This is a genomic window from Candidatus Regiella insecticola LSR1, from assembly GCF_000143625.1.
Lineage (GTDB): Bacteria > Pseudomonadota > Gammaproteobacteria > Enterobacterales > Enterobacteriaceae > Regiella > Regiella insecticola.
Window position 1 is genome coordinate 565,826 of sequence record NZ_GL379589.1, and the last position, 18,107, is coordinate 583,932.

Sequence of the window (18,107 nt, forward strand, 5' to 3'; positions counted from 1 at the left end):
CTTTCCCTCAAATTCGTTCAGTTCAGAAAATTGATTGATCGTACTACTTACGCTTTACGCTTCAACAACTGCCAAAATGTCACTTTCTGACATGATCAAAACTTCTTCATTATCGATTTTTTCTACTTTTACGCCGTAGCCATCATTGAAAACAACAACATCACCTACTTTTACATCTAACGGTACGACTTTACCGTCTAAGATACGACCGCTACCGAAGGCAATGACTTCACCACGGTTTGATTTACCCGCCGCTGAGCCAGTCAGAACAATACCACCCGCAGATTTGCTTTCAGCTTCTTTGCGCTTGACGATAACACGGTCATGCAATGGACGAAATTTCATCTTTATCGCTCTCCTGTAGAAAAGTTCGTATCGAATTTAGAATTGATACCCGTTTATTTTAATCAGCGGGACCATGGTTCACTAAGTGGGGGCATTATCACTTCCTTCAAGGGAGAAGCGAAAAAATTTTTCAGGAGCAAACATTTCTTTGAAAAAGGTCAAAAACGCGCTCAAAAAGCTCCTGTTTTTCTTACTCTTTATCGTTTTGACGCTTTTCTAGCCGATCGGGAACGTCATCTTTACGTTGATATTCACCATCAAAAATCTCGCCAGTACGAGAGCTCCCTGTAGTAGCAGAAGCATAAATATTTAAATGAGGCATTAATTTAATTATCAATAACTTTTGCACTAATGGTAATAACAATAATAATCCCAAAAAATCAGTAAAAAATCCTGGTATCAACAATAAAAATCCAGCTAGAATTAATGAAACACTTTTCACCATTTCCTGGGCTGGGCTCTCACCTGTCGCTAATCTTTGTCGCATTTGTATTAACGTTTTTATCCCCTGATTGCGTACCAAAGAAATACCAACGCAGGAGGTAAAAATGATTAATAATAACGTGATAGCCACACCCAAAACCGCAGCGACTTTAATAAATAAAGAAATTTCTATGTATGCTAATGAAAATATTACGATAAACGGTAACCAACGCACCCTGCTCTCCCTAATGATTTAAAAAATCAAGCTTATATGCCCTTCGCCTTTGAAGTTGCCTTCGGCTGCCAGGGCGACCGATGAGCGTATACCCAATGAATTTCAAGTTACGGCAAGGTGGCAATCAATCGAATCCCAGGAGTTGTACAGGTAGTACATGACAGAGGATGAGTGATCGCTGCCAACGCTGCCGTAATTTGAAAGGCGAAGGATATACAAATAAATACTATAAACACTGGAGGTAAAATTTGAGCCAACCAGATTGACATTGTGGGTGTTTAGGATGCTTTCAAGTCTAACGGTGCGAATTTTCATTATTACTTCACTCATGAAGCTATACCATACCAGCAATAAATAAAACGCTTTATTATTACACTAATCGCCTACACCAACTAAAATTAACCTGTCAATAATCACCCCAAATTTAGATAACACTTACCGAGGGTTTTATGTCAAATAGCATGGGTATCAAAAAAAATCAGGCAGCCGCAGAATACCGTACCGAAAAGGATTTATTAGGTGAAAAAAAAGTCCCCATAGAGGCATATTACGGTATTCATACTCAAAGGGCGATTGAAAATTTTTGTATTAGTGATAGTAAAATCAATGATATCCCTGAATTTATTCGTGGCATGGTGATGGTAAAAAAAGCAGCGGCCATGGCAAATAAAGAACTGAACGCCTTTCTTTCAACAGAAGAAGAAAATGATCAAGAAAAAATAAAAAATGCAGAAAGAATAGCCCACGCCATTATAGAAGCTTGCGATATAATGCTCGAAGGAAAATACATGGATCAGTTCCCCATTGATGTGTTCCAAGGTGGGGCGGGCACTTCATTCAATATGAATATTAATGAAGTGCTTGCTAATATTGGATTAACATTGATGGGACGTAAAAAAGGAGAATACCAATATCTCAACCCCAATGATCATGTTAATAAATCTCAATCGACTAACGATGCTTACCCCACAGGGTTTCGAATCGCCGTTTATAATTCAATCCTGAAGTTAATCGATGCAATCGCATGTCTTAGGGAAGGTTTTGGCAGAAAATCGGGAGAGTTCTGCGAAATTTTAAAAATGGGACGCACCCAGTTACAGGACGCCGTCCCAATGACATTAGGACAAGAGTTTAAGGCTTTTCAGGTATTAATGAGTGAAGAAATAAAAAATATAGCACGTACTGCTGAATTTTTACTTGAAGTAAACTTAGGGGCGACTGCGATTGGAACCAAACTTAACACACCAGACAATTATCAAGATAAGGTGTTAGAAAAATTACGTGAAGTGAGTGGATTGAAATGTGTCCCAGCGGAAGATTTAATTGAAGCCACATCTGATTGTGGTGTTTACGTTATGGTACATAGCACACTCAAGCGCTTAGCGGTTAAGCTATCGAAAATTTGCAATGATTTACGTCTACTCTCATCAGGCCCACGAGCAGGCTTGAATGAAATTAATCTACCGGCGTTGCAAGCTGGCTCTTCGATCATGCCAGCTAAAGTCAATCCAGTGATCCCTGAAGTGGTTAATCAAGTCTGTTTCAAGGTGATAGGTAATGATCTTTGTGTAACAATGGCGGCGGAAGCGGGTCAACTACAGTTAAATGTCATGGAACCGGTCATCGGACAGGCAATGTTTGAATCGATCCATATTCTGACAAATGCCTGCTACGCTCTGCTGGATAAATGTGTTATTAGTATCACCGCCAATAAAGAAGTTTGTGAAAATTTTGTTTTTAATTCAATCGGGATCGTCACTTATCTTAACCCGCATATTGGTCATCATGAAGGTGATGAGATCGGTAAAATTTGTGCTGAAACCGGTAAAAGCGTGCGTGAAGTAGTATTGGAGAAAGGTTTGCTATCCGAAAAGAAACTTGACAGCATTTTCTCTGTCGAAAATCTGATGCATCCAACCAACCTGTAAGACTATAAAAAAACGACTAGAACCACTATCACTTTTATACCCAATGAATTTCGCGTTACGGCAAGGCGGCCAGGGCGACCAACCGATGAGCGTAGACATACTACCTGATGAGGCGAGTACCCTCAGCCAACGCCCCATAACTTGAAAAGCAAAGGGTATAGTCTCGCTTCATAGGGAAATCAATATCACTGTTATGATGCATCGTATTTTTACCTTGGCGCTACTGCTCTGTAGCGTCTTTTTATCGACGCTACAATATCTCCATGCTGAGCCTATCAAACCATTGAATCAAGAGGCTGAGCAGAACGAATTTATGCCTTCCCAACGTGCGTTTGCCTTTGATTTTAAGCAACAAGACAATCAACTTGTGCTGCATTGGCAAATCCAACCCGGTTATTATCTTTACCGTCAACAATTAAAAATAGTACCGCAACAAGCCATGTTAGGCGCATTTGTGATACCTGAGGGCATCAGTTATCAAGACGAATTTTATGGCGCAATACCTATTTTTAAACAAGAATTGACAGTCACCCTCCCCATCACGCGAGCAGCAGAAGGCTCCCATATCCAAGTAACTTATCAAGGATGCGCGGCGGCGAGATTTTGCTATCCACCAGAAACCCGTACTATTCCACTGCATGCGATTACGCCTAAAGATCCACAACTTCCCTTACAGAGATCGCTCAACCCCACTGAACTGCCTTTCTCTCCGTTTTGGGCTTTATTGATCGGTATAGCCATTGCCTTTACCCCTTGTGTATTACCGATGTATCCCCTAATTGCCGCGATTATTTTGGGGTCTGAAAAGCCTCGAAGTCCGCGGCAAATCTTCTGGTTAGCTTTAACTTACGTGCAGGGCATGGCACTGACTTATACTCTTTTGGGATGGGTTGTCGCGCGGGCAGGACTACAATTCCAAACTGCGCTACAGCACCCTTACGTGCTTTTTACTTTATCTGCACTTTTCATCCTATTGGCACTATCGATGTTTGGCTTTTATTCAATCAATTTACCTAGCCACTGGCAGACGCGCTTAGTAGCGTGGAGCAACCATCAAAAAAGTGGTTCAGTGGCAGGCGTTTTTATTATGGGAGCATTAGCGGGTCTGATCTGTTCTCCCTGTACTACAGCGCCCCTCAGCGCCATCTTGTTGTATATTGCACAGAGCGGCAATACACTCGCCGGGGGAGCTACCCTATACCTGTATGCATTAGGAATGGGTCTCCCTTTAATTATAGTGACCCTCTTCGGCAACCGAATATTACCCCGTAGCGGCCTGTGGATGCAGTACACTAAGGAAGCATTTGGTTTTGTTATTCTGGCTTTGCCCGTATTTCTGCTCGAGCGAGTATTAGGCAACATTTGGGGAGCGCGGCTTTGGAGCTTATTAGCTGTCATCTTCTTTAGTTGGGCATTCGTCTCAAGTTTAACCTTCCAGCAACGTTGGAAGCGTTTGATCCAAATATTACTATTAGTTAGTTTGTTAATCGCAGTACAGCCGCTACAAAACTGGGTATTTACTGCGGATTTATTTTCTAGAAACATTAAGCATTATTTACGTTTCCAGCGTGTTGAAAATTTATCACAATTACATGAAGCACTCAGGCAGGCAAAAGGCAAATCGGTGATGTTGGATTTATATGCCGATTGGTGTGGTGCTTGTAAAGAATTAGAAAAATATACCTTTAGTGATCTAGAAGTGCAGAAACGATTGGCGAATACGGTATTATTACAAGTCGATCTGACCAAAAATAGCCCCGAACAATTGGCAATACTAAAAAAACTACAGGTATTAGGATTACCCAGCATCCTCTTTTTTGATCCACAAGGGCAGGAGATAAATCAAGCACGGATCAGCGGATTTATTAATGCTCGCGACTTTACCATTCATCTACAGAATAAACCTCTTTCCAAACCTGCTCTGTGACGCGAATCCTGCTTTGCCCGGTGCGCGCAATCCTCATGTACTTCATGTTAACGAAGGTTGCTGTGCGCCGGGCGCCTTGACTTCGCATAACGAACTACGGTTTGGAAAGAGGTCTAATGTTTTATTCTGACGCAATGGCCAATAGGCTTTAAGCGCTTATTCGCTATCGCCTAAGCCTTGCATAAGCTGGCAAAGCATACGCCACTCCCTTTCTGTCATGCTGTCAGATGCCAACCACAAACGCCGATATATACCCTTCGCCTTTGAAGCTCCCGCGTTGTTGGCTGCGGGTGTTCGCCGAATCACGTAGTCATCTACGCTCATCGGTCTCACCCCCTGGCCGCCTAGCGGCAACTGCAAAGGCGAAGGGTATATTTTATGATTAGCTTGGCTAGCAATACGCCATAACGGGTGATCCAAGGAGGTTGGATGATGTTCCATTGTTGCTGATTCCATTCCAACACATTGTCAGTATTCAATTTTATCATCATGGGACGGTACTTTATTTGACGCTGAAAATATTCAAATGTAATCGACGTCAATAATAGAAAACAAACAACAGCACCACCTATCGGCCAAGGCGTAAGCAAAATCAAGCAGGCTAACCCTACATATATCAAAAGTGAAAACCAACGAGTGCGCAATGAAACACGCAACTTACATTGCCAGCGAGCCACGCGCTTTATTTCTCATTTGAATTAATTTAATCATTCTTTGTAACTCGCTATCTTGTGGTTCTCCATAATTCATTAACCAATTAAACAAATCGGGATCATCACTCTTTAGCAAGCGCATAAACAAGCCTTTATCATCATTACTTAAAGTCTCGTATTCATATTCAAAAAACGGCATAATGACGATGTCTAACTCACGCATACCACGGCGACACGCCCAGTAAACACGGGCTTTATTATCGATTTTCACATTCTGGATTTTCATATCCTGATAGATACCTCAGGTAATATCATTATGGCTCATATAATTTCGTTTCCTGCACAAATTCCTCATGCTTCATCCCAATTACCCTTAACCCTTATGACTTTAGATGACTGGGTTTTAGTGACAATAACAGGAGTGGACAGAGTAAACTATCTTCAAGGTCAAGTCACCGCTGATGTCGCAGCAATGACAGCTGAACAACATATTATGACTGCACATTGCGATCCGCGTGGAAAAATGTGGAGTAATTTACGTTTGTTTCATCGAGAAGAAGGACTCGTGTTTATTGAACGCCGTAGTGTATTGGACAATCAACTAAAAGAATTAAAAAAATATGCGGTGTTTTCTAAAGTTAACATCAGTGTAGATACAAAAGCAGTACTATTGGGCGTTGCAGGATTAACGGCAAGAGAAACACTAGCCACTTTATTTTCAACGCTACCAAACACAAAGCATCCCGTGGTACAGCAAGGCATCACGACATTATTACATTTCACTCAACCTACAGAACGTTTTCTGCTAGTAACTGACGCCTTCCAGGCACAGCAATGGATAGAAATATTGCGTTCTCGCACTCAATTTAACAATAGTAATCAGTGGATGGCATTAGATATCCAGGCAGGCTTTCCTATTATCGATGAAAAAACCAGCGCATTATTTATACCTCAGGCAACAAATATCCAAACTTTAGGTGGTATTAGTTTCACTAAAGGCTGTTATACCGGGCAGGAAACTGTCGCGAGGGCGCAATACCGGGGTGCTAACAAAAGAGCGCTATATTGGCTGGCGGGCAACGCCAATCGTGTTCCCCTACCTGGCGACGATCTTGAATGGCAATTAAATGAAAATAGTTGGCGCCGAACAGGGACGGTATTATCAGCAGTACAACTGAGTGACGGCACCCTGTGGATCCAAGCGGTGCTCAATAATGATTTCACTGAAAACACGAATCTGCGCGTACGAGACGACAACAGCAGCCAGCTCAGGATACAACCTTTATACCCATAGCCCTTCAAGTTGCCGCTAGGCGGGGTCAGGGCGCGAGACCGATGAGCGTAGACATACTAGCTGATGGGACGAACGCCCGCAGCCAACAACGCGGCGACTGCAAAGGCAGGGCGGGATTCCACTTTGCTGATATTTTATCCAAAAATAAGTTGACTGCGAAAATCGGCTGACCAGGCGGCTTTTCTACGTTTACTGGCAATGCTGTCTTGTTTGCCTTTATGTTGTTTAATCAGGCTCAAGGCAACACGATTGAAAAGCGCCATATGGGCGGCGCCCTCCGGCGCCTTTATCGAGAGTTCATCTTCTTTAAACACCACATCCAGAACCCAGTGAAGTTGATTTTCTATCCCCCAATGTTGCCGAATCGCCAATGCCGCTTGTTCTGCATTTAAAGGGAGTGAACTGACATACCAACGCGAACGACAGTGGGTTACCTCATTCTTTGTTCGCTCACTGGCTACCTCAATAAAGGTGCGAATGGAAGGCCATTTGGCTTTTAATTCCTCCGGTAATTCCGCATTGATTTGCATGACGGTGCGTTTCTCTACTCGCCCCTGTCCCTGATTAGTCTGCGTGTATTCATGCACTTTATCCGTGTAATAGGCGGTAGCAAATAGTGTCTTTTGGTTGGCTTTAAGCGGCACGACAAAATCACCGTTGCGTTGCGTGATAAGTGATAACGTTGAGGTTTGGCAATGCAATGAATCGAGCGTCACAACCGCATTATCCAACGCTAATGCATCGATGATTTGACGAGCGAGTTCGCCTTCTTTGCCCTTACTGTTTGCCGCTTTTTGATAGAGCGTAATACCGGCGTCAACATCATAGGCACTGACGGTATGTAAGGCGGTACAAATCTCTTCAGACCAGCTTCTGCGTAAGGTTTTACCGTCGAGTGCTATCAGCGTCCTACCCGTTCGCTCACGTCGTTCATTAATCCATGATAGCAAGGTTTGAACCAGTAAATCCGTATCTAATGCATTGATAATGTTAGCAATGCAATGGCGGCGGGGGATGCCGTTTTGATAAGTGCCATACTTTGATTGATTTCCATCCCGAGGCTCCACTTAACCACCGTGGCAAAAACTAAGAAAATCACATCGATCAATTGGTGCTTAATATTGATATCTTTACGTGGGTCAGGAATCAGGGCTAATTGCTTTAAAATGCTCATGGTTAGATATTCATTAGGACAAATACTCTTATGATCATTCTGCCTACATAGAGTTCAAATTAAAGTGGGATCCCGCCCTGACTGCAAAGGCGAAGGGTTATACCCTACTATCATGATAAAGGCAAGACTTCAGGGCTTAACACATCGACAAAGCGCTCTTCATCTTGCTCGCTAACGCGACGATCACCGCCGCTCCAACTCAACTGCGACAGCAAACAAACTCATGAAAACTGGTTTTTGTACTGAGATGAGTCTAGTCCTTATTTGGCATCAAATAAAAAGACTAGCAGAAGGAGAGCAAATTACATTCACTATGCGTAAAATCAGCGATCACTGTTGGGTGGAAATGAAAACAAAGGATAATATTGACGTACAATGGCACAAATAACAGGTCGAAATTAATGGGTAACTTATTGATAAATAATGACTGAAAAGTTGTGTTTTGTTGCCTATTTTTATAGTGTAAAATCTAGGTGAGGACAATTACTCGCTCTGAATTTTCGATAACATAGCTCCCCGTAGAATACAGTTCATACGTGACTGATAGCCGTCCCCTTGTGATTTGAGCCATTCTACGACGTCTGCATCTATACGCACGGTAAGTTGTTTTTTCAGTGGGCGGTAGAATTTCCCCCTTACAGCACCTTGCCATTCTTCCTTGCTCGTTGCCGGAATATCTGAAAAATCTATTTTGTTTTCTGGCTTCGCCGCCAAAAGGGCGAGTTCTTTTCGAATAGATTCAGGAATTTTGTTCATACACCTTCCTCTCAGTTTTACTTGCTCGTCGTGCTGAAATAATACGGATATGTTCTTCTCCGTCATCATTCCAGGTATGTGCGACTAATAAAAGTGCAATATTGTCGATCATGCCGATAGTTTGCCATCTTAATTCGCCCCCTTCAGTGCGATCTTGACGTGTTATGTGCCAAGGATCGTCAAATACTAACTTGGCGGCTGTGAAGCTAATACCATGTTTGCACTGATTATTTTTGTCCTTTGTTGTATCCCATGAAAATTTCAATTTGTCGCACCTAAACTGTAATTACATAATTGTAATTTAAACAACTTAAAGATAAAAGTGAATTCTGAGTGAACAAGGGGACTAAACGAGAAAAATGTGAGGATTTTAGATGTTAACCAAGTAATACTGGAAATTAGTATGGATGGTGATGTGGCATGTTCGAGGGGAATAACATTACGTACCATACCTTTTTGAGGGAGACTGATAGTTGTTGATATTTTTTGATGTTTCGTTACGTAATAAATACGATCATTTTATTATAAATCAATATGTTAAAATTTATTCTACTATAATTTTTGCCTCGGGCATGTCGCCAATAGCTATTCAGGGTGGGCGGGTAAGGCAGCACGAGTCGGTATGGGTTCATGTTTGCTCTGTCCTTGCGGTTGCCGGTTGATGGCTTATGCTGCACGGGTGCGATAGCTCTCCCAGGTAAACGCCAAGGTGCAGCAGCCGCCTTCGTGCATGCGATCGAGCACCCGTTCTCCAAGGTAGGCCGACAAGGCTTCCCTAGGTAAATTGCTTAGCAGCAACGTCGGTTTCATGTTTTCATAGCGGGTGTTGATGATGTCAAATAAAATCAGTTTTTCTGTCTCACTGCCAAATTGCACGCCGATTTCATCGATAATCAACAGATCGATACCGGTCACCCGTTTCATCACCTGGGATTCTGTTTTTGTCGCCTCTTTCGCCCAGGTATTCTTGACCTCGCGGGTCAGACGTAAGGCGGAGGTCAATAACACCGAAGCCTGATGCACGCTGATGATGTGTTTGGCAATCGCCACCGCCAGATGATTTTTGCCGGTGCCGGGTTTACCACACATCACCAAACCGCCGCCCTGAGCCAGCCGCTCCGGCCATTGCCGGGCATAGCCCTGACACACCTGGTGACAACGTTGTGAGGCGGTGTTAACGGGCTGATACGAGTCAAAACTAGCACTGGCAAAGCGAGCCGGGATACCCGTCTGGCTCAGCAAATTTTTAAAACTGTGCCTGATTTTGCTGTCGTTCTGAGGCGATACGCTTTGCCAACGCCGCAATTTTGGCACGTAAGCAAGCAGGGCATTCTGTTTCCTGCTGGACGTGGGGTAGCACCTGCAAGGTTCTACGCCGTTGTTCAAATAGGCCATGTTGCAAGCAATGCCCCTCGCTCACCTCCACCTGTGTCCCCACGATGTCTTTCAGGGGCGCCAAGGCATTTTTTAACCGCTCTTCCAGATGACGCAACGCTTGCTGCGCGTCATTAGCATTTTTTTCGATGATATTCATCGTGTTACCCTTTCATCCACGCCGGCAACACCGTGGTGCCATAGTCTTGACTGGCGAAATTGTCTCCGGAAACCGACTTGAATTTTTGACGGGCGTAACCCACCCCCATGGCTTGCTTGTTTTGGTAATTGAGCTTGGCACTGGCGGTGCTGAACCAACTTTTTGGCCTGTCGTGACTAAATTCCAAATCCAAGCGTGTTAGCTCTGCGGTTAACGCGAGATGCGGAAAAAGGGCTTGCCAGCGGGCAAAATCCTGTGGGTTCAAGCGAATAACACTGCCCTCAAAGGCGTAGCGGCTCGACAGGGGAGTACTGGCCGTCTGAGGGTCAGCAGGAGCACGGTTGGGTTGAGCAGAAAATCTTTCCCCGTTGGGGATGAGACCTTTTGGCTTGCTAGACCCACTTCCTCTCTCGATTGAATGAATTTTGCTCGCCGTTTGGGTGTTAGGTTCTATGACTGGTTCAAAAGAGTGACTGATTCTGGTGCCAGCAGGCGGCATAGGGGTGCCAGCAGAGGTGGCATAGGGCTGTCACTCTGCGGCATAGCTATTATGCTATCTGCTGGCACAGGGGCTGTGCTTTTTGGCGGCATAGGGGGTGCATTAAGATGCAGGTAATACAGGTTAGAGGTGTTGCCTTTGCCATTGTTAATGCCCAGGCGATTTTCTTTACGCAGCAGTCGCTGCTGTATCAGGGTATCGATATGCTCTCTGACGGCACTTTTGCTGCATTCACAGTAATCAGCAATGTGTTGATAGGAAGGCCAGCATTCGCCTTGATCGTTAGCATTATCAGCCAATTTGAGTAAAATCAGTTTTCTCAAGGGATTTCCTACTTTGATACTCATGGCTTCTGTCATTAATTTCATACTCATTGCGTGCTCCTTAAGCTGCCTTTTCCCTGGTTTTCAACACACCTGCGTCAATGGCTCTTTTCATATTGTCGTGAAGTGACTCCACCCACTTGGCGATGTCTCGACTTCCTATGCTGGGGTTTACGGCGTTGGATAATGCATTCATAATCACTCCGTGTGTTTGTGTAGGGTTACTGTTCTGTCGCAGTAACGGTTTTTTTTATTTACCGTAAACTTGCAGCGTGGCACGGATTTCGCCATCTCGTGTCGCGATGTGTTTCCGGTGCGCCTCTAGAATTTTCTGTTGTGCTTGCTCATTGATTGAACCGTGGTTTCTGATCGCCTCCAGAATTAACTGATCGACCGCACTGCGTTTCACTGCGGTGTTCAGGCACATATGATGCAATTCCACCGTATCTACCTCCGCCGACGGCGTCGGTACTACTATGGCATCCGAACGGGTAGCGAAATACTCAGCCACTAAACTGGAGCCACTCAGCGTTTGCAGTGCGACCAGTTCATCAATGCTAAAAAATCGACTCCCTTTATTTTCATACAAGTGATTGTTAAATTTCGATTCGGATATGCCTAAATAAGCCGCCGCGACCGCCCTGCCTCCGGTCACTCGTTCACACAGCCGGTTAATTAATGCACGTTTATCCATAATTTGCTGTGTTCCTTTTGGGTTAACTATTCTTTTTTATTATGAGAAAGTAGTGCATATTATCATCAAGAAGATCACTCAATAACATGAAGGAGATCGCTCAATAACATTCAAGGCGATCACTGAATAACATTAGACCTCTTCGGAAACTAGCATTCATGAGGAATTTTGGTAAAACACTCCTGAACAAGGAGCCGCCATGAAATATGAAGTAATAAAAGTACTGGAAGAGGAAAAATTTCGTCGCTTAACGGGTGTTAAACGCAGTACATTTGAAAAGATGATAAAGATATTGAATGAAGCAGATAAGAGTAAGCAAGGGAAAGGAGGTCGGAAACCCAAGCGGGGTTTAGAAGAGCGCTTATTAATGGCACTGGAGTATATACGAGAATATCGCACTTATTTTCATGTCAGCCAAAGCTATGGCGTGAGTGAGAGCACATGCTATGAAACGATTAAATGGATAGAGAATACGCTAATAAAGCATCCTGATTTTGCCCTACCTGGACGCAAAGCTGTATTAAAAAGGGATAGGGAGTATGAGCTGGTTCTTATTGATGCCACAGAAACGCCGATTGAACGTCCCCAAAAAAACAAAAGCCGTTTTACTCAGGAAAAAAGAAACGACACACCTTAAAAACACAAGTGCTCGTTGATAAAAAAAGTAAAGCAGTCATCTGTACAAGCTTTACGAATGGGAGGCGCCATGATTTTAGGTTGTTTAAGGAGTCTGGTGTGCGAATACATCCTGACATCAAAACAGTTACCGATACAGGTTACCAAGGGCTTGGCAAGATTCATTCAAACTCGGCGTTGCCTAAGAAAAAGACAAAGAAAAATCCCTTAACAAAAGAAGATAAACGCAACAATCGTGCGTTATCAAGCCAGCGTGTATTAAACGAACATGTCATTGGTATGATTAAAAGATTTAAAATTGTATCAGACCGTTATCGAAACAGGCGAAAACGTTTTGGATTAAGATTTAATCTGATTGCTGCAATTTATAATATGGAAATTAGATAAATGATAGTTTCCGAAGAGGTCTATTGTTGTTAATAGACTTTTGCGATCCGTTATGGGTTTCAAGTGATCATTAACGATATAACCCCTTTAACTCAATATATTGCTGAACTGCAGGCGGTAACAGATTATCGCAGCGTTGTCCTTGATGATAACGGTGACGAATATCGGTAGCGGAAATATCTAATAATGGTGTATTGGCCAAATAAATATAACCTTTTGGCTGATGACAGAGTTTTTTAACGTCTTTTATTTGATATTTATCTAACCACTGTTGCAGTTCAGGAATCGGTTTTTCATTAACATGATGGGGGCGAGCACAAACCAACAAATGGCAAAAATCCAGTAGTGATAACCAACGCTGCCACGTAGGCAAAGACAGTAATGAATCCTCACCAATAATAAACGCTAATGGCATTTTATTCCCCTTTTCCAGGCGCACCCTCTCAAGAGTATCAACAGTGTAAGAAAGACCATCATGCATAAGCTCTCGTCTATCCACACTAAATAATGGATTATCCGCCACGGCTAATTCAACCATTTTTAAACGTTGTTGGGGACTGGCTTCCGGTTGCCTACGATGGGGAGGAACATGGTTAGGCATTAGCATCACATGTTGTAACCCTATCTGACGCGCTAATGACTCTATTGGCCGTAAATGACCGTAATGAATGGGATCGAAGGTACCGCCTAGTAAAGCATGTAGCTTATACCCTTCGCCTTTCAAGTTACGGCGGCGTTGGCAGCTCGCACTCACCCTGTCATGTACTACTGTACACTTCAGGGATTCGCTTGATTGCCGCCTTGCCGTAACTCGAAATTCATTGGGTATATTTATATCAATATGTTTGCTAGACATTTAAAAAACTCTCAGCTAACACTTCACCGCACAGCAGCATGGATAGTGTTTCTAATCCAGGCCATATTGAATAACTGTGATCATTTTTAAAATGGATTTCTATTTTTGTGAGCAAATGAATGGCTTGGTAAATTTGTTGTATCGAGAGACGTTGCAGTGCCTGAGTCAAGGCATTACGGCGATTTTGCCAAACGTGATACTGCTCGAACAGCACAGTTAAACCCGTTTGTTTCATCTGGCGTTTGAGTGTTGTCAATAATAATAATTCACGTTGTAATATTCGCAACAGAATAACAGGGGTATCCTCTTCTTGTTGCAGTTTTTTCAATATATGCCAAGTTCGTTGACGTGATCCTGCCAATACCGCATCTAACCAATGATAAGGGGTGAAACACGCCGAATTATGCACAGCTTGTTCGACACGCGGCAAGGTGAGTTTACCATCAGGGTAGCATAACGACAGTGTTTGCAATGCTTGAGAAAGTGCTAACAAATTACCTTCATAACAATCACACAGTAACAAAATTGCCGCCTCATCCACCTCCAGTTTCATTTTTTTGGCACGAGTATTCATCCAACGCGGAAGCTGGGTGTGATCCGGTGTTTGACAGTTAACTAATACCGCATTTTGGCTTAATGCCTTATACCACTGACTATTTTCTTGAGTTTTGATCAATTTATTGATACCCAGTATCAATAAAATATCAGGATGTAGCAAAGTCACTAACTTAATGAGCTGTTGACTCATCAAGGCGCTTAATCCTGTTTCCGGAAAAGTCAGCGATAATATCTGACGGCTAGCAAAAAGACTTAAGGACTGACAAATACTAAAAATCGCCTCCCAATCAGTATGTGCATCTAATGTAATATTAAAATATTCACTGAAATTATGTTGCTGAGCAGCATGATGGAGACTTTCTTGGCTCTCCTGTCGCAATAACGGATCGTTACCACAGAATAAATAGCAACCGTGCAACCCTGCATTCAATTGCCTGGCAAGCTGCTGCGGATAGATGCGGATCATCGTTGATTAAGACGTTGCGTATACCCTTCGCCTTTGAAGCCGCCGCGTTGTTGGCTGCGGGGATTCGCCTCATCAGGTAGTCTATCTACGCTCATCGGTCTCACCCCCTGGTAGCCGAAGGCAACTTCAAGGGCTGTGGGTATATCATTAATAGCGAGTGGTTCATTTTTTTGATTCTCCTTACTGTCACTGTTTTCAACATCCACCGTCAATAGTTTTCTTATTAATTGTTCAGCAGCCTGATCGCGCATTTGTTGATGAATAATTTCACTTTCAGCCTCTTTGGCTAACGCGGTTAATGGATTATCAAAGAAAGAGCGAAAAACCGTGACATCGAGCGGATAAATGCCCCGTCCTGGCATCAAAATTTGCGTCTGCACTTTTAACGCTAACTGATTTTCCGCACTGGTTCCGTTTTTAAAAATGGATACTGTGCTTTGACTGTCAGATGAACCTATAATGCGTAACGTTGGCAGATCTTTACGTGTCGCGTCATCAACAATATTCACATTGTTAAGCCGCAATTGCTGACGGATAGATCTGGTTAATGAACCGTAAGGATCACTGCTTTCCAGTAGCATGTTTTGTAGTTTTGCGGGTACCTGCGTACTGCCCCGTAAATGAAAACCACAGCCAGTACTCAACAGTACAGCAAGTCCCAGCAGCAGTATGCCAATCATACGTCGCACTATCCCTCCTATTTGTTTTCAAAAGTTTCATTTTTGACCTGACGAGTCTTAACAGTAACCAAATTCATCAGTTTACCAGGAACATAAAATACCTCAGGCTTGGTCAACTCGTCTAAATATTTAGTCACTGAATATTCTCGACACGCATACTCATAAACTTGTTCTTTTTTGGCATCAACAGGCACAGTGATTTTGCCACGTACTTTGCCGTTGACTTGTACAATCACTAAATTAACTTCTTCAATCATTGCCTGCTGATCGACAACCGGCCAAGGGGCGGTATCAATATCGCCTTCACCCCGTAATTGTTGCCATAGGATAAAACAAATATGGGGGCTGAATGGATATAACATTTTCACCACCGCCAACAATGATTCTTGCATCAATGCGCGAGCGGATTCAGTATCCTGTGGTGCATTATTAAGCTGTTTCATTAATTCCATGATAGCTGCTATAGCGGTATTAAATGTCTGACGACGGCCAATATCGTCAGTAACTTTAGCGATAGTTTTATGGAGATCACGTCGCAAAGATTTCTGTTCGGGATTTAAACAAGTCTTGTCCAATTCTTGCGTAGCGCCTTTTCCAACATGATTAAAAACCAGGCGCCAAAGACGTTTCAAAAAGCGGTTCGCCCCTTCAACGCCGGATTCTTGCCATTCTAATGTCATTTCAGCGGGCGCAGCGAACATCATAAATAATCGCACCGTATCCGCCCCATATTTTTCGACCATTAATTGTGGATCGATGCCATTATTTTTCGATTTTGACATCTTACACATGCCAGTATACTCAAGCTGATGACCTTCATTATCGACCGCTTTAACGATACGCCCCTTATTATCGCGTTCGACAATGGCATCAATCGGAGAAACCCAAATCCGTTGACCATTATCACCAATATAATAAAACGCATCCGCCAACACCATGCCTTGACAAAGCAAACGTTTGGCAGGCTCATCAGAATTAACGAGGCCAGCATCGCGCATCAATTTATGGAAGAAACGAAAATACATCAAATGCATGATGGCATGCTCAATACCGCCGACATATTGATCTACCGGTAACCAATAATTAGCAGCAGCAGGATCTAACATACCGCGATCATAGTTTGGACAGGTATAGCGCGCATAATACCAAGATGATTCCATAAAAGTATCAAAGGTATCCGTCTCACGCAGACCCTGCAAACCATTAACGGTCGTTTTAGCCCACTGTGGATCGGATTTAATTGGGCTGTTAATGCCATCCATTATTACATCTTCTGGCAGAATAACGGGCAACTGATCGGCAGGAGCGGGAACTACACTACCGTCTTCCAGGGTGATCATCGGGATAGGTGCCCCCCAATAGCGTTGACGCGAAACCCCCCAATCACGCAAGCGATAGTTAACTTTTTTCTGACCCGCACCGACCGATACGAGCTTATCGACAATAGCATTAGCGCCATCTTGATGATTCAAACCATCGAATTGATTTGAATTAAATAACCTACCTTTTTCAGTCATCGCTTGTTGATTTAAGTCAGGCACTTGATCATCAGCGGTCAATATTACCGCTTTAATCGGCAAACCATATTTTACAGCAAATTCCCAATCGCGTTGGTCATGAGCAGGAACTGCCATCACAGCACCGGTGCCGTAATCCATCAGCACAAAATTGGCGATCCAAATCGCAATTTTTTCGCCGCTGAGAGGATGAATAGCAAACAAACCTGTTGCCATGCCTTTTTTTTCCATTGTCGCTACGTCAGCTTCAGCAATTTTAGTATTACGGCATTGCTCGACGAATTCAGCCACGCCGGAGTCGATGGCAGCCACTTGTAAAGAAAGTGGATGACCTGCCGCTACCGCTAAGTAGGTGACCCCCATAAAGGTATCAGGGCGCGTACTGTAAACCGTTAACTTTTCTTTCATACCCACAACATCGAAACTGATTTCCACCCCTTCAGAGCGACCAATCCAGTTCCTTTGCATGGTTTTCACTTGCTCTGGCCAGCTTTCTAGCTTGTCTAGATCATCGAGTAATTGATCGGCGTAAGCAGTAATTTTAATGAACCATTGCGGGATCTCTTTACGTTCAACTTTACTATCACAACGCCAACAGCATCCATCGATCACTTGCTCATTAGCCAATATGGTACGATCATGAGGGCACCAGTTAACCGCTGATGTTTTTTTATAGGCCATGCCTTTTTGATATAACTGGGTAAAAAACCACTGTTCCCAATGATAATAATCCGGTTTACAGGTCGCAATTTCACGATCCCAGTCGTAACTGAAGCCCAATAATTGCAACTGTTTCTTCATATAATCGATATTTTCATAAGTCCAAGGGGCAGGAACGGTATTATTTTTCACCGCCGCGCTCTCTGCCGGGAGACCGAAGGCATCCCATCCCATAGGCTGTAAAACATTTTTACCTAACATAAGTTGGTAGCGAGAGATGACATCACCGATAGTATAATTACGAACGTGCCCCATATGCAGGCGACCAGAAGGGTAAGGTAACATCGAAAGGCAATAGTATTTTTCTTTACTGCTGTCCTCGACCACCTTAAATGTTTTTTTCTGCTGCCAATGAAGCTGTACCTGTGGTTCGATATCTTCTGGACAATATTGTTCTTGCATAGCGGCGGCTAATCCTATTAATAATAAAAATTTTTCCTATCCTCCTAGCATAACTGATAAGCAGTGGAGGCAACAACTGCCAACAGAAATCTAAGAACAG

The 18,107-nt window shown here is 43.3% G+C and carries 20 protein-coding genes and 2 pseudogenes; 6 read left to right on the forward strand and 16 right to left on the reverse strand.

The window, feature by feature from the left end:
* Positions 1-54 precede the first annotated feature (54 nt).
* Complete coding sequence (locus tag REG_RS03155; RefSeq protein ID WP_006704431.1) at positions 55-345, reverse strand: co-chaperone GroES; 291 nt, start codon at positions 343-345, stop codon at positions 55-57.
* 190 nt (positions 346-535) lie between these two features.
* Positions 536-1,003 carry an FxsA family protein gene (locus tag REG_RS03160; protein ID WP_039906996.1) on the reverse strand — a complete coding sequence of 156 codons (468 nt, stop codon included), beginning with the start codon at positions 1,001-1,003 and terminating at the stop codon, positions 536-538.
* A 461-nt stretch (positions 1,004-1,464) separates the two neighbouring features.
* Here REG_RS03160 and aspA point away from each other — a divergent pair, with 461 nt between their 5' ends.
* Together aspA and REG_RS03170 are read left to right on the forward strand one after the other, a co-directional pair.
* A complete protein-coding gene (gene aspA / locus REG_RS03165; RefSeq protein WP_050749308.1) occupies positions 1,465-2,931 on the forward strand; it encodes an aspartate ammonia-lyase in 1,467 nt (488 codons plus the stop codon).
* A 193-nt stretch (positions 2,932-3,124) separates the two neighbouring features.
* Complete coding sequence (locus REG_RS03170) at positions 3,125-4,858, forward strand: protein-disulfide reductase DsbD (RefSeq protein ID WP_039906997.1); 1,734 nt, start codon at positions 3,125-3,127, stop codon at positions 4,856-4,858.
* A 156-nt stretch (positions 4,859-5,014) separates the two neighbouring features.
* Here REG_RS03170 and REG_RS11850 read toward each other — a convergent pair whose 3' ends face one another.
* The 3 genes from REG_RS11850 to sdhE are packed head-to-tail and all read right to left on the reverse strand — an operon-like array spanning position 5,015 to position 5,782.
* Positions 5,015-5,314 (reverse strand): protein YgfX, encoded by a 300-nt coding sequence (locus REG_RS11850; protein WP_087943358.1) that lies wholly within the window; start codon positions 5,312-5,314, stop codon positions 5,015-5,017.
* Complete coding sequence (locus tag REG_RS14555; RefSeq protein ID WP_176603400.1) at positions 5,203-5,535, reverse strand: protein YgfX; 333 nt, start codon at positions 5,533-5,535, stop codon at positions 5,203-5,205. Before REG_RS14555 ends, REG_RS11850 begins: the two co-directional genes overlap by 112 nt.
* Positions 5,516-5,782: an FAD assembly factor SdhE gene (sdhE, locus tag REG_RS03180; RefSeq protein ID WP_039907155.1), complete on the reverse strand. Its 267-nt coding sequence runs from the start codon at positions 5,780-5,782 to the stop codon at positions 5,516-5,518. Before sdhE ends, REG_RS14555 begins: the two co-directional genes overlap by 20 nt.
* Before the next feature lie 45 nt (positions 5,783-5,827).
* Here sdhE and ygfZ point away from each other — a divergent pair, with 45 nt between their 5' ends.
* Positions 5,828-6,805 carry a tRNA-modifying protein YgfZ gene (gene ygfZ, locus REG_RS03185; protein WP_006704436.1) on the forward strand — a complete coding sequence of 326 codons (978 nt, stop codon included), beginning with the start codon at positions 5,828-5,830 and terminating at the stop codon, positions 6,803-6,805.
* A 41-nt stretch (positions 6,806-6,846) separates the two neighbouring features.
* The gene (locus REG_RS14030; RefSeq protein ID WP_260200178.1) at positions 6,847-6,975 is read left to right on the forward strand and encodes a hypothetical protein; all 129 of its coding nucleotides are present in this window, start codon (positions 6,847-6,849) and stop codon (positions 6,973-6,975) included.
* Here REG_RS14030 and REG_RS03190 read toward each other — a convergent pair.
* Positions 6,940-7,979 (reverse strand): annotated as a pseudogene (locus REG_RS03190) (ISAs1 family transposase). The gene REG_RS14030 and the pseudogene REG_RS03190 sit on opposite strands and share 36 nt — an antisense overlap.
* Before the next feature lie 223 nt (positions 7,980-8,202).
* Between REG_RS03190 and REG_RS13675 the strand changes: the two are divergent.
* The gene (locus REG_RS13675) at positions 8,203-8,367 is read left to right on the forward strand and encodes a hypothetical protein (protein ID WP_218015659.1); all 165 of its coding nucleotides are present in this window, start codon (positions 8,203-8,205) and stop codon (positions 8,365-8,367) included.
* Between the two features lie 95 nt (positions 8,368-8,462).
* On the opposite strand, the gene REG_RS03200 is transcribed toward REG_RS13675, so the two are convergent.
* The 6 genes and pseudogenes from REG_RS03200 to REG_RS03220 form a co-directional block, all read right to left on the reverse strand.
* A complete protein-coding gene (locus REG_RS03200) occupies positions 8,463-8,735 on the reverse strand; it encodes a BrnA antitoxin family protein (RefSeq protein WP_039907000.1) in 273 nt (90 codons plus the stop codon).
* On the reverse strand, positions 8,719-9,000 hold the full coding sequence (locus REG_RS03205; protein WP_006704440.1) for a BrnT family toxin: 282 nt from the start codon (positions 8,998-9,000) through the stop codon (positions 8,719-8,721). Before REG_RS03205 ends, REG_RS03200 begins: the two co-directional genes overlap by 17 nt.
* 401 nt (positions 9,001-9,401) lie before the next feature.
* Complete coding sequence (locus REG_RS03210) at positions 9,402-9,977, reverse strand: ATP-binding protein (protein WP_176603401.1); 576 nt, start codon at positions 9,975-9,977, stop codon at positions 9,402-9,404.
* Between the two features lie 4 nt (positions 9,978-9,981).
* The gene (locus REG_RS13075) at positions 9,982-10,269 is read right to left on the reverse strand and encodes a hypothetical protein (RefSeq protein WP_176603402.1); all 288 of its coding nucleotides are present in this window, start codon (positions 10,267-10,269) and stop codon (positions 9,982-9,984) included.
* A gap of 442 nt (positions 10,270-10,711) precedes the next feature.
* Positions 10,712-11,142: pseudogene (locus tag REG_RS14035) on the reverse strand (helix-turn-helix domain-containing protein); the annotation flags it as partial.
* A 199-nt stretch (positions 11,143-11,341) separates the two neighbouring features.
* The gene (locus REG_RS03220; RefSeq protein WP_006704441.1) at positions 11,342-11,785 is read right to left on the reverse strand and encodes a YmfL family putative regulatory protein; all 444 of its coding nucleotides are present in this window, start codon (positions 11,783-11,785) and stop codon (positions 11,342-11,344) included.
* 199 nt (positions 11,786-11,984) lie between these two features.
* Here REG_RS03220 and REG_RS11860 point away from each other — a divergent pair.
* Positions 11,985-12,808 (forward strand): IS5-like element ISRein1 family transposase gene (locus REG_RS11860; protein ID WP_260200023.1). Its coding sequence is split into 2 segments (ribosomal slippage): positions 11,985-12,372 and positions 12,372-12,808, totalling 825 coding nucleotides; the frame shifts between segments, so codons are not numbered across the junction.
* 70 nt (positions 12,809-12,878) lie between these two features.
* Here REG_RS11860 and nadD read toward each other — a convergent pair.
* From nadD to leuS, 4 genes are read right to left on the reverse strand one after another with little or no spacing between them, the layout of a single operon-like run.
* The gene (gene nadD, locus REG_RS03235) at positions 12,879-13,664 is read right to left on the reverse strand and encodes a nicotinate-nucleotide adenylyltransferase (RefSeq protein WP_006704442.1); all 786 of its coding nucleotides are present in this window, start codon (positions 13,662-13,664) and stop codon (positions 12,879-12,881) included.
* Positions 13,657-14,688: a DNA polymerase III subunit delta gene (gene holA / locus REG_RS03240; RefSeq protein ID WP_006704443.1), complete on the reverse strand. Its 1,032-nt coding sequence runs from the start codon at positions 14,686-14,688 to the stop codon at positions 13,657-13,659. The genes nadD and holA overlap by 8 nt, the downstream gene beginning before the upstream one ends.
* Complete coding sequence (lptE, locus tag REG_RS03245; protein ID WP_087943366.1) at positions 14,685-15,368, reverse strand: LPS assembly lipoprotein LptE; 684 nt, start codon at positions 15,366-15,368, stop codon at positions 14,685-14,687. Before lptE ends, holA begins: the two co-directional genes overlap by 4 nt.
* A 17-nt stretch (positions 15,369-15,385) precedes the next feature.
* Entirely contained in the window at positions 15,386-18,007 is a 2,622-nt protein-coding gene (gene leuS / locus REG_RS03250; RefSeq protein WP_006704445.1) for a leucine--tRNA ligase, read from the reverse strand.
* Positions 18,008-18,107: the final 100 nt, after the last annotated feature.

Coding starts and splice junctions, on each gene's coding strand:
- REG_RS14030 (WP_260200178.1), top strand. CDS start 6,847: ATGAGCGTAGACATACTAGCTGATGGGACGAACGCCCGCAGCCAACAA.
- nadD (WP_006704442.1), bottom strand. CDS start 13,664: ATGTCTAGCAAACATATTGATATAAATATACCCAATGAATTTCGAGTT.
- ygfZ (WP_006704436.1), top strand. CDS start 5,828: ATGGCTCATATAATTTCGTTTCCTGCACAAATTCCTCATGCTTCATCC.
- REG_RS03220 (WP_006704441.1), bottom strand. CDS start 11,785: ATGGATAAACGTGCATTAATTAACCGGCTGTGTGAACGAGTGACCGGA.
- REG_RS03155 (WP_006704431.1), bottom strand. CDS start 345: ATGAAATTTCGTCCATTGCATGACCGTGTTATCGTCAAGCGCAAAGAA.
- REG_RS03170 (WP_039906997.1), top strand. CDS start 3,125: ATGATGCATCGTATTTTTACCTTGGCGCTACTGCTCTGTAGCGTCTTT.
- leuS (WP_006704445.1), bottom strand. CDS start 18,007: ATGCAAGAACAATATTGTCCAGAAGATATCGAACCACAGGTACAGCTT.
- REG_RS13675 (WP_218015659.1), top strand. CDS start 8,203: ATGAAAACTGGTTTTTGTACTGAGATGAGTCTAGTCCTTATTTGGCAT.
- REG_RS03200 (WP_039907000.1), bottom strand. CDS start 8,735: ATGAACAAAATTCCTGAATCTATTCGAAAAGAACTCGCCCTTTTGGCG.
- REG_RS11850 (WP_087943358.1), bottom strand. CDS start 5,314: ATGGAATCAGCAACAATGGAACATCATCCAACCTCCTTGGATCACCCG.
- REG_RS13075 (WP_176603402.1), bottom strand. CDS start 10,269: ATGAATATCATCGAAAAAAATGCTAATGACGCGCAGCAAGCGTTGCGT.
- holA (WP_006704443.1), bottom strand. CDS start 14,688: ATGATCCGCATCTATCCGCAGCAGCTTGCCAGGCAATTGAATGCAGGG.
- lptE (WP_087943366.1), bottom strand. CDS start 15,368: ATGATTGGCATACTGCTGCTGGGACTTGCTGTACTGTTGAGTACTGGC.
- aspA (WP_050749308.1), top strand. CDS start 1,465: ATGGGTATCAAAAAAAATCAGGCAGCCGCAGAATACCGTACCGAAAAG.